The sequence below is a fragment of the Paludibacterium sp. genome (genome assembly GCF_019232825.1).
In the GTDB taxonomy this organism is placed as follows: domain Bacteria; phylum Pseudomonadota; class Gammaproteobacteria; order Burkholderiales; family Chromobacteriaceae; genus Paludibacterium.
This window is the reverse complement of the sequence record NZ_JAFAND010000039.1, coordinates 18,549-29,380: the sequence shown is the minus strand read 5'-3', so window position 1 is coordinate 29,380 and position 10,832 is coordinate 18,549. Positions and strand designations below refer to the sequence as shown.

The window sequence follows — 10,832 nt, the reverse complement described above, 5'->3', positions numbered from 1 at the left end:
CGAGGCCAACGCCACGCTGCTGATGATGTACGCGCTGGGCGGGACGCTCGGGCCGGTGTTGTGCTCGTTGATCATGGGCTGGCTCGGTCCCGCCGGCTATTTCGTCAGCGCGGCGATGCTGTCCGGCGCCATGCTGGCGGCGGCGCGTGTGTTCGGCGCGGCCCGGCCCCTGCCGCATCCGTTGGCCTTCTGAATTGCCTGCCGAAAACAAAACCTTGCTTTTTGATGATGCCCTGTATATCGTACGATATATCTTACGATGTGTTTTACGATATAAAAGGAGTCGTTATGCATCACTGTCACAGAGGGGCGCACGGCCCGCATGCTTTGTATCACCGCCTTTGCCATGCCATGGGCCGCCATGGGCCGCATCGCCGCCATCACGGCGGCGACGCCTTCGATCCCGAAGGGGGCGACCTGACCCGCGGGCGCAAATTCAGCGGGCAAGATCTGCAACTGATGTTGCTGGCGCTGTTGGCCGAAACGCCGCGTCACGGCTATGAATTGATCCGCGATATCGAGCAACGCTCCAGCGGTTCCTATACGCCGAGCCCGGGCGTGGTATACCCGGCGCTGACCTATTTGGATGACACCGGGCTGGTGGTGGCTGAAGCCGACGGCAATCGCAAGCGCTACCGTTTGTCGGACGAGGGCCGCGCGCAGCTGAGCGCCGAGGCGGAGCGGGTTCAGTGGCTGTTGGCCGCGCTGACGCACATGGGACGGCGCATGGCCGCCTTCCGCCGCGCCATGGCCGGCGAGGCGCCGGAGAACGGCGAAACGGAAGACGGCTGGCTGCCGGAGTTCGTCGAGGTGCGCCGCGCGTTCAAGCATGCGCTGCTGCTGCGTGCCGGCGCCGATGCCGACGAACAGCGCCGGTTGATCGCGATTTTGCGTCGCGCGTTGAGCGAGATTGAACAGGGGCCCGCCCATGGCGCGTGACGATCTGGTCATTGAAAGGGTGCGGCACCCGCTGCGTTTTCGGCTCGGGCAGGTGTGCGCCATTCATCCGCGCGGCGCGCACTGGGTGCGCATCACTTTCCGTGGACCCGATCTGGTCGGCTTCGTCTCGGCGTCGTTCGACGATCACGTCAAAGTGTTTTTCCCCGCGCCGGGCGAAGCGCTGCCGCGCATGCCGCAGCTCGACGCCGACGGTCTGCCGGCGCGCGTGCCGGAAGCGGCGCGGCCGATCGCACGCGATTACACGCCGCGGCGGTTCGATCCGGTTCGCGGCGAACTCGACATCGAGTTCGTACTGCATGGCGATGGCCCCGGCGCCCGCTGGGCAGCGCATGCGCGCATCGGCCAGACGCTGGGGTTTGGCGGGCCGCGCGGCTCGCTGGTGATTCCTACCGGCTACGACTGGCATTGGCTGATCGGCGATGCCAGCGCATTGCCGGCCATCGGCCGCCGGCTGGAGATGCTGCCCTCGGGCGCGCAGGCGCGGGTATTGCTGACGGTGGACGACCCGGCCGATCGGTTGGCGCTGCCAACCGCCGCCCAAGCCGATATCCGCTGGCTGCCGGCGACTGACGGCGGGGCGCTCTACGCGGCGCTTGCGTCTTGGGAGATTCCGCCCGGCGAGGGTTATGTCTGGGCTGCCGGCGAACTGACGATGGCGCGGGCCGTGCGCCAGCAGTTGCTTGCGCGCGGCATCGACAAACAACGGCTGCGCGCGGTGAGCTATTGGCAGCGCGGCGAGACGGCGCGCCACCAGACATTGGACGATTGAGACACTGCCGGCTTGACCCGGATCAAGCTATTCAAAAAAGGGGTATGTAGCATGCCCCTTTCATGTTGCAGCGCCGTAGACTCGCGCATTCCAAATTCTCAACCTCGTGGAGTGCGTAATGTTCTGTATCCAATGCGAACAAACCATGCAGGCCCCCGGCGGCAAGGGCTGTAGCTTTACCCAGGGCATGTGCGGCAAGAGCGCCCAAACGTCCGATCAACAAGATTTGCTGGTGGCTACGCTGCAAGGCCTGTCGGCCTGGGCGCTGAAGGCGCGCGCGCTGAACATCGTCGACGCCGATGTCGACGCCTTCGTGCCGCGTACCTTCTTCGCCACGCTCACCAACGTCAACTTCGACACCCAGCGCATCATCGGCTACACGCGCGAGGCGGTCAGCCTGCGCGAAGCGCTGGCGGCAAGCTGCCGCGCGGTCGATCCGTCCGCGACGGTAACGCTGGCGCAAGCGGCCATCGAACCGGCCGCCGATCTGGCCGGTCTCGCCGCGCAAGCGGAAGCCTGGGCGCTCGACCGCGACGTGTTCGACGTCAGCGAGGAAGTGCATGGGTTGCGTCTGTTGGGCCTGTACGGCCTGAAGGGCGCGGCGGCCTATATGGAGCACGCGCGCGTGCTGGGCCGCGTGGACACCGATATTGCCAAGGGCTTCCACGAGAAGATGGTGGCGTTGGCCGACCCGTCGGACGACATCGAAACGCTGCTGGCGCTGTCGCTCGACATCGGTCAGCTCAACTTCCGCATCATGGCGATGCTGGACGACGGCGAAACCGCGATGTTCGGTCACCCGGTGCCGACGCAAGTCAACGTCAACCCGGTGGCTGGCAAGGCGATCCTGATTTCCGGCCATGACCTGAAAGACCTGCGCGCGCTGTTGGAACAGACCGAAGGCACCGGCATCAACGTATACACCAACGGTGAAATGCTGCCGGCGCACGGCTATCCGGAACTGAAGCGCTTCAAGCATCTGGCCGGCAACTACGGCAGCGCCTGGCAAAACCAGCAGCGCGAGTTCGCCGCCTTCCCCGGCCCGATCATCATGACCTCCAATTGTCTGATCGATCCGAACGTCGGCCGCTACGCCGACCGCATCTACACCCGCAGCATCGTCGGCTGGCCGGGCGTCAAGCACCTGGAAGGCGAAGACTTCTCGGCGGTGATCGCCCAGGCGCAGGCGATGCCGGGCTTTGCCGAGACTGCCGAAGCGCATGAAATCACCGTCGGTTTCGGCCGCCAGACGCTGCTGTCCGCCGCCGATGCGGTGATCGACCTGGTCGCCAGCAAGCAACTGCGCCACGTGTTCCTGGTGGGCGGCTGTGACGGCAGCCGGCAAGAGCGCAGCTACTACGCCGACTTCGCCCGTCAAGTGCCGCAGGATTGCGCGGTGATGACGCTGGCTTGCGGCAAGTACCGCTTCAACAAGCACGATTTCGGCACCATCGGCGGCCTGCCGCGTCTGTTGGACGTCGGCCAGTGCAACGACGCCTACTCGGCGGTGATGCTGGCCGTGACCCTGGCCGACAAGCTCGGCTGCGGCGTCAACGACCTGCCGCTGACGCTGGTGTTGTCGTGGTTCGAGCAAAAGGCGATCGTCATTCTGCTGACCTTGCTGTCGCTCGGCGTGCGCGACATCTACACCGGCCCGACCGCGCCGGCCTTCCTCAACGACACGCTGATGGGCGTGCTGGCCGACCGCTTCGGCATGCGCTCGATCGGCACGGTGGAACAAGACATGGCCGCCATGCTGTCGGCCTAAGCCGCGCGATCCCGCCCCGGCGTTTCGCCGGGGCGTTTTCTTTGGGAGAAAAATGTGCAGGACGTGCTATCCCTTTGCCCGCGGGAGGCGACCGTGCGCGCCATCCGGCGTGAAACGCCCGATGTCTGGACGCTGGATCTCGACCCGGCCGGCGGGCACTACGACTATTTGCCTGGCCAATACGCGCTGGTGGGCGTCGATCAAGACCGCCACGTGCGCGCCTATACGCTGTCATCGACGCCGGGCGTGACGCCGGGGCTGAGCCTGACCGTGCGCCGCATCGAAAACGGCATCGGCTCGACTTGGCTCACCGCGCGGGTGCAACCGGGCGACCGGCTGCGGCTGTCGGCGGCGCAAGGGCGTTTCACCCCCGAGCACGCGCCGGGCGACGCCTATCTGCTTCTCGCCGCCGGCTGCGGCATCACGCCGGTGATGTCGATGACCCGTTGGCTGCTGACGCACCGGCCTGGGACGCCGGTGACGGTGCTCTACCACGCGCGGCGCGAGCAGGACGTGATTTTCGCCGACGAATGGCGCGCGCTGCAGCAACGGCACCCGTGCCAGCTGACCTTGCACCGGCTGATCCGCGAGCACGGCCGCGAGCACACCCAATTGAGCGCCACGCTGCTGTCCGGCCTCGTGCCCGATATCGCCGCGCGCACGGTGATGAGCTGCGGGCCGGAAACCTATATGGCAGCCGCCAGCGCGCTCGCGCGCCAATTGGGCGTGCCCGAGGCGCGCATCCATAGCGAAACCTTCCTGCCGAAGAATGTGCCGGCGGTTGAGACCGCGCCGGCCGACGCGCCGCGCCACCAGATCGTGCTCGAACCCTGGGGCGACCGCGCCGAAACGGCGCGCGGCGGCAATCTGCTGGCGGCGCTGGAGGCGCAAGGCATCCCGATGATCGCCGCTTGCCGCAGCGGCGACTGCGGCAGCTGCAAGGTCAAAGTGCTGTCGGGCGACTACCGGATGGGCGCGCAGAGCGCGTTGTCGGCGCAGGAGCTGGCCGACGGCTGGGTGCTGGCGTGCTGCTGCAGCGTTGAAGGCGATTTGGTGGTGTCGCAGGGCTGAGCGCCCGTGTTGATCATTGTTGACGCAGGATCGCGCGGCATAGGTATGCCACCATTGTGAAATACCCCGGCCGCGCAGCTTCGACGCCGCGCGGCGCATCGCCTAGGGTGGGGGCTCCTAAATCATTGTGGATCGACCCCGCCGGCCAGGTTTCTCCTGGCCGCGATGTCGTATCCGTCGGGGGCTGCGAGGTGTTTCCGCAAGGCCCTCGGCGCTTTCTGATCCACGATGAGCGTAGGAACAGCCCCCTCCCAGCCAGGGAGGGATCTCAAATCTTTTAGGAGATTCTGATGGTTGCCTCGCTCTATACCACCCACCTCATCACCCTGCACGACCGTCTCACGCGCATGCGCATCATGAGCCCCGACCTCTTGCGCGCCACCGGCCTCGACGATTGGCTGCCGCCGCTCGATCAGCTGGTGGCGACATTGCCGCGCCTCGACCGCCTGGCCACTGAGCTCAGCGAGGTCGAGCACGCGCTGCGCCATATCCGTGTGCGCCATGGCCAAGCCGACGCGCCGCCGTTGCCGCCCACGCAGTTGGATGCGCTGCTGGCCAAGCCGTGCCAGCAGTTGCAGGCGCAGTCCATGAGCTTGACGGCGCTGTTCTAACGGAGATGTTTGGTGCAATGCCGCGCGCCGCGCGGCGATTGCACCCTACACTTCGCGTAGGGCGCAGTGCGCCAGCTTAAGCGTCCCGGTAGAGCTTGATGATGGCCGAGAAATCCAGCCGGCCGTCGCCGCGCTGGCTGAGCGCTTGATACAGCTGCTCGGCCAGCGCGCCCATGAACGCCGGCTGATGCACCGACTTGGCCGCGCCGGTGGCGAGCCCCAGATCCTTCAACATCAGGTCGGCGCCGAAGCCGCCGCTGTAGCCGCGCGACGCCGGCGCGGTTTCGACGATGCCGGGGTAGGGGTTGTAGGTGTCCGAGCTCCAGCAGCGGCCGCTGGAGGTGTTGATGATGTCGGCCAGAATCTTGGTATCGATGCCGAGCGCTGCGCCGAGCGACATGGCCTCGGCCACCGCCGCCATCGACACGCCCAACACCAGGTTGTTGCAGATCTTGGCCGTTTGACCCATGCCGACGCCGCCGCAATGGACGATGTGCTTGCCCATGGCGGTCAAGACCGGCTGGATGCGCTCGAACAGTGCCGGGCTCGCGCCGACCATGAAGGTCAGCGTGCCGGCAGCGGCGCCGCCGGTGCCGCCGGAGACCGGCGCGTCGGCGAACGGGGTGCCTTGGCGCGCGGCCAATTCGGCGAAGCGCTGGGCGCTCGCCGGGTCGATGGTGCTGCTGTCGATCAGCGGCACGTCCGGCGCGATGCCGGCCAGCACGCCCTCGTCGGCGGTCAGTACGCTATGCACGTGCGCCGCCGCCGGCAGCATGGTCAGCACGCACTCGGCGCCGTCGCAGGCCGCGCGCGGCGACAGCGCCGCCTGTGCGCCGGCCTCGGCCAGCGCCTGCATGGCGGCCGGATTCAGATCGAACACCTTCAGCGCGTGGCCCGCCTTGAGCAGGTTCATGGCCATCGGCGCGCCCATATTGCCCAAGCCGATAAAAGCGATGTTCATTGCGGTGCTCCTCAACGCAGGCGGATGGTGGTGTTGACGCCGTCGGCGGCCTCGTCGTCGAACCAGCGCGCGGTCACGGTCTTGGTCTGGGTGTAGAACTGCACCACCTGCTTGCCGTAGGGGCCGAGATCGCCGAGCTTCGAGCCGCGCGAACCGGTGAAGCTGAAGAACGGCAGCGGCACCGGAATCGGCACGTTGATGCCGACCTGGCCGACGTCGATCTCAGATTGGAATTTGCGCGCCGCCGCGCCGCTTTGCGTAAAGAGGCCGACGCCGTTGCCGAACGGGTTGCGGTTCACCAGCGCGATGGCCTCGTCCAGCGTGTCGACCGTCATGACCAAGAGCACCGGGCCGAAAATCTCCTGGCGGTAAATCTCCATGTCGGCACGCACGTCGCTAAACAGTGTCGGGGCGATGAAGTTGCCTTGCTCGTAACCCGGCACGCTGACGTCGCGGCCATCGAGTGCCAGCGTGGCGCCCTCGCGCAGGCCGGATTCGATCAGACCGAGAATGCGCGCCTTGGCCGCGCGCGATACCACCGGGCCGACGTCGGCGCCGGGCTCGATGCCGGCGTTGACCTTGAGCGCGCGGGCGCGCGCGACGATGTCGGGCAGCCAGTCGCGGGCGGCGCCCACCAGCACCGCCACCGAGGTCGCCATGCAGCGCTGCCCGGCGGCGCCGAAGCCGGCGCCCACCAGCGCGTTGACCGTCTGTTCGCGGTTGGCGTCGGGCAAGACCACGGCATGGTTCTTGGCGCCCATCATCGCCTGCACGCGCTTGCCGTGCTCGCTGGCCAGCCGGTACACGTGCGTGCCGACCGCGGTCGAGCCGACGAAGGACACCGCCTTGACCGCGGGGTGCGCGCATAGCGCGTTTACCACGTCCTTGCCGCCATGCATGACGTTGAGCACCCCTTTGGGCACGCCGGCTTCCAGCGCCAATTCGACCAGCTGCATGGTCGAGAGCGGATCTTGTTCGGAGGGCTTGAGCACGAAGGTGTTGCCGCAGACGATGGCCATCGGAAACATCCACAGCGGAATCATCGCCGGGAAATTGAACGGCGTGATGCCGACGCAGACGCCGAGCGGCTGGCGCAGCGTGTAGGTGTCGACGCCGCCGGCGACGTTTTCGGCGAATTCGCCCAATTGCAGCGTGCCGACCGCGCAGGCGTGCTCGACCACCTCCAAGCCGCGGAAGATATCGCCCTCGGCGTCGGCCAGCGTTTTGCCCTGTTCGGCGGTCAGTGTCTTGGCGATGCGCGGCAGGTTGGCGCGGATCAGCTCCTGCAATTTGAGCATGATGCGCATGCGCGCGCTGATGGGGGTGTTCTTCCAGCCGGGGAAAGCGGCTTCGGCGGCGGCCACGGCCGCGTCGACTTCGGCCGGCGTGGCCATCGGCACGCGCGCCAAGGTCTCCTGCGTGGCGGGGTTGACGACCTCGCGCCATTCTTGGCTATGCGAATCGACAAACGCGCCGTTGATCAATAGTTTGACGCTGGCCACGCTGGGGCGGCTCGGGTAGGCGTTCATGGTGGGGTCTCTCTCTCGTTGTGATGGCCAAGGCATGTGATCTGCCTTTGTCGTGCACAGTATATGCAGTATGTTTTTTAGGACATACAGATAAAAAGACCCAAGCGAATGCCGGGAGAGAGTACCGGCATTCGCGCGACAAGCCTGTTTTAAGTGCGCGCCAGCGGATTGGGCGTGGGCTCGCCGATTTTTTGCAGATGGTTGCGGTCGGTGTGGTGGAACAGCTCGTCGCGTCCCAGAATCTTCATCACCGTATCTTCGTCGTAGGTCCAGCTGCCGTCGTCGTGCATCGTCACCTTGATGCGGAACTCGACCGTATCGAACGCATATTCCAGAAAGGCGCTGGAACTGATACCACAGCCGGCGCCGCCCTTGGTCGCCACCAATTCGAACGTTTTGGCGTCGGGCGCCGCCTTGCCCACCGCCAGCACCGCCATGCCGCGCGGGATGGTCAGCGTGTGCATGACCGTGCCGGTGGCCGGCTCCCACAGCCAGTAGCCGACCTGGTCATGGTAGGTCTCCACCTCGCCCGGCTTGACGATGTGCGTGTGGTAGCGCAGGCCGTACAGCAATTGTGGCCCGTTGGGCTGCGGATCGATCGGCTGCAGTTCCATCCGTTCCACGTAGGTCTGTTCCTCGGTGCCTTCGGCCACCGGCTTGACGTCCTGGCCGCGCACGCTTTGCCAGATGCCCGCCATCGGGGTGAGCGGGCCCAGATTATTCAAGGTAGTGACGTCGCGGTCGTCGTCCTCGGTGTAGATGTCTTCTGCAAATTCCTGCATGGCGGACCTTTCTGAACAAATCCATGGTGATATCCGATTCTACCTGGCGGATCGGCGCGCGTGTTTGTGGCGCACTGCCTTCGGCGAGTGCGCCCTACACGAGTGCGCATCCGAGGTCGTAGGGAGCAATCGCCGCGCCACGCGCGGCATTGCGCCAACGTAGTACTAGTCACCCGCCAGATAGTCGGCGATGCGCTGTTGCAGAAAACGGCGCAAGCGGTCGATGGCCGGCGACAGCATCTGGCGGTGCGCGCACAACAGATAAATCGGGGCGGGCTCGCCCTGCCAATCGCCCAGCACGGTTTGCAGCCGGCCGGCGCGCAGATCGGCGAGCACGTCCAACTGCGATTTATAGGCCAGGCCCAGGCCGGCCAGCGCCCAGCGCCGCACCATGTCGCCATCGTCGGCGATGCGGTCGCCGGCGACCCGCACGCTGGTCGATTGGCCGTCGCGCCAGAAGGTCCACTGATCGTGAGTCAGATCGCTCAACGCATAGCGCAGGCAGTTGTGCCGCGCGAGGTCGTCGGGATGGCGCGGCTGGCCATGATGGCGCAGATAGTCAGGCGTGGCGGTCAGCACGCGGCGGTTGTCCGCCGCCAGCGGCAGCGCGATCAGCGACGAGTCTTCCGGCTGGCCGTAGCGGATGGCGAGGTCGACCGGCTGCCGGTAGAGATCGGTCAGATGGTCGCTTAGGCGGATGTGCAGCGATAGCGCGGGGTGCTCGCGCAGAAATTCGTCCAGCCACGGCGCGAGCAGGTTGCGCCCCAGGTCGGACGGCATGGCCAGCGTGAGTTTGCCGCCGATCTGCTGCTGATCGCGCGCCAGCGTGTCGCGGCCTGCCTGCAACGAGGCGAGCGCGGCGCGCGCGTGTTCCAGATACTGTTCGCCTTGGCGCGTCAGACGCAGGCTGCGCGTGGAGCGCGCCAACAGACGCGTGCCCAGCTCGTCTTCCAGCCGTTTGATGGCGGCGCTGGCGACCGCCGGGGTGATGTCGAGCGCGCGCGCGGCGGCCGACAGACTGCCGCTGTCGGCCGCAAGCACGAAAATCGTCAGATCGCCGAGGCGCATGTCACAGGCGGGTGATGACCGCCTCTGTCGGCAGGCGCGACTTGGGCAGCTTGGCGTTGAAATCGTCGTCGCTGCGATAGCCGAGCGCCACGATGACCGCGCTCGTCAGGCCGCGTTCGCGCAGACCGAGCTCCTCGTCCAACAGCGCCTGATCGAAGCCCTCGATCGGGCAGGCGTCGATGCCGAGCGCGCCGGCGCCGAGCAAGAGCGTGCCGACCGCCAGATAGACCTGCTTTTCCATCCAGTGCTGCGCGTCGCGGCGCTCGAAGCGGTGCATGTTGACGTAGAACGAACGGCCGCGATGTTGATTGGCGCGGGCCTCGTCGGTCGGCAGACGGCCGTCGCGCGCTTCCTGCGCCAACACGGCCGCCAGGTGCGCATCGTCCATGGCCGCGCGGGTGCAGAACACCACCACATGCGACGCGTTGCGGATCTTCGGCTCGTTGGCGCCATAAGCGCCTTGCGCCGCCTTGGCGATGCGCGCCTTGCCGGCGTCGTTGTCGGCGATGAAGAAGTGCCACGGCTGCGCGTTGGTGGACGACGGGCTGAAGCGCAGCAGCGTTTCGATCTGGCCGGCGAGCTCGGCCGGGATCTTGCGCGCGGGGTCGAAGGCCTTGGTGGCGTGGCGCGATAGGGCGATGTCGGCAATATTCATCATGAATCCTCAGTAGCAAGATAGGGTTTCGCGATTATGCCGCGTGCGGCGAGCGGAAATCAGTGCGCGGCTCAAGAAGCAGTTTCGTCTTTTTTTTGATAATCAATCACTGATTGTCAAATTATGCGCGAAGGCGCGCCATATGGAAAACATTGACGAATTCGCCTTGCCGGAAGGCGTAACCCACTGATTCGCCTTCGATCACGAAGCCGAATTTCCGGTACAGGGCGATGGCCGCCGGATTGTCGATGTAGACCGTCAGCTCCAGCCGCGTGACGTTGAGCCAGTTGTCGGCCAAGTCGATGGCCGCGGCCAAGAGCCGGCTGCCGATGCCCTGCCCTTGTTCGGACTCCATGACGCCGATGCCGAAGTGGGCCGCATGCTTGCGCCGCGGGTTGGCGTTGACTTCCAGGCCGAGCTGGCCGACCACGCGGCCATCGCGTTCTGCCACCAGGCTGTAGTGGTTCGGCCGGTGCTCGCCGACGCGCTGCTGCCAGAGTTCCAGCGACGGGTACGGCAGCTGCAGGGTGCCGGCTTGGACCGAGGGGCAAGCATAGATGTCGCGTACCGCTTCGGCGTCAGTTGGGCGGGAATGGCGGATGGTGAGCGTCGGCATGGCTGTCTCTCCTGAAGGTCGGTGGGACAGTCCATGCTAACG

General features: G+C 66.2%; 11 protein-coding genes and 1 pseudogene. 6 read left to right on the top strand and 6 right to left on the bottom strand.

The genetic code is table 11. The features are described 5' to 3' along the window. From JOZ06_RS04705 to JOZ06_RS04680, 6 genes and pseudogenes are all read left to right on the top strand, one after another. Nucleotides 1–193, top strand: a pseudogene (locus tag JOZ06_RS04705) (MFS transporter); the annotation flags it as partial. 95 nt (nt 194–288) lie between these two features. Then, on the top strand, nt 289–939 hold the full coding sequence (locus tag JOZ06_RS04700; RefSeq protein ID WP_293229276.1) for a PadR family transcriptional regulator: 651 nt from the start codon (nt 289–291) through the stop codon (nt 937–939). Beyond that, nucleotides 929–1,729 carry a siderophore-interacting protein gene (locus tag JOZ06_RS04695; RefSeq protein WP_293229275.1) on the top strand — a complete coding sequence of 267 codons (801 nt, stop codon included), beginning with the start codon at nt 929–931 and terminating at the stop codon, nt 1,727–1,729. The genes JOZ06_RS04700 and JOZ06_RS04695 overlap by 11 nt, the downstream gene beginning before the upstream one ends. Before the next feature lie 118 nt (nt 1,730–1,847). Further along, entirely contained in the window at nt 1,848–3,497 is a 1,650-nt protein-coding gene (hcp, locus tag JOZ06_RS04690) for a hydroxylamine reductase (protein WP_293229272.1), read from the top strand. Between the two features lie 54 nt (nt 3,498–3,551). Further along, the gene (locus JOZ06_RS04685) at nt 3,552–4,568 is read left to right on the top strand and encodes a 2Fe-2S iron-sulfur cluster-binding protein (RefSeq protein WP_293229270.1); all 1,017 of its coding nucleotides are present in this window, start codon (nt 3,552–3,554) and stop codon (nt 4,566–4,568) included. A 290-nt stretch (nt 4,569–4,858) separates the two neighbouring features. Then, on the top strand, nt 4,859–5,179 hold the full coding sequence (locus tag JOZ06_RS04680) for a hypothetical protein (protein ID WP_293229267.1): 321 nt from the start codon (nt 4,859–4,861) through the stop codon (nt 5,177–5,179). Nucleotides 5,180–5,255: 76 nt separating this feature from the next. On the opposite strand, the gene mmsB is transcribed toward JOZ06_RS04680, so the two are convergent. The 6 genes from mmsB to JOZ06_RS04650 form a co-directional block, all read right to left on the bottom strand. Then, nucleotides 5,256–6,140 (bottom strand): 3-hydroxyisobutyrate dehydrogenase, encoded by an 885-nt coding sequence (mmsB, locus tag JOZ06_RS04675; RefSeq protein ID WP_293229264.1) that lies wholly within the window; start codon nt 6,138–6,140, stop codon nt 5,256–5,258. 11 nt (nt 6,141–6,151) lie between these two features. Further along, complete coding sequence (locus tag JOZ06_RS04670) at nt 6,152–7,669, bottom strand: CoA-acylating methylmalonate-semialdehyde dehydrogenase (RefSeq protein ID WP_293229261.1); 1,518 nt, start codon at nt 7,667–7,669, stop codon at nt 6,152–6,154. A gap of 149 nt (nt 7,670–7,818) precedes the next feature. Beyond that, complete coding sequence (locus tag JOZ06_RS04665) at nt 7,819–8,451, bottom strand: heme-binding beta-barrel domain-containing protein (RefSeq protein WP_293229258.1); 633 nt, start codon at nt 8,449–8,451, stop codon at nt 7,819–7,821. A gap of 165 nt (nt 8,452–8,616) precedes the next feature. Continuing rightward, nucleotides 8,617–9,519, bottom strand: a complete 903-nt coding sequence (locus tag JOZ06_RS04660) for a LysR family transcriptional regulator (protein WP_293229256.1) — start codon at nt 9,517–9,519, stop codon at nt 8,617–8,619. 1 nt (nt 9,520) lies between these two features. Beyond that, entirely contained in the window at nt 9,521–10,177 is a 657-nt protein-coding gene (gene nfsB, locus JOZ06_RS04655) for an oxygen-insensitive NAD(P)H nitroreductase (RefSeq protein WP_293229253.1), read from the bottom strand. 118 nt (nt 10,178–10,295) lie between these two features. Then, nucleotides 10,296–10,790 carry a GNAT family N-acetyltransferase gene (locus tag JOZ06_RS04650; RefSeq protein ID WP_293229251.1) on the bottom strand — a complete coding sequence of 165 codons (495 nt, stop codon included), beginning with the start codon at nt 10,788–10,790 and terminating at the stop codon, nt 10,296–10,298. Nucleotides 10,791–10,832 lie beyond the last annotated feature (42 nt).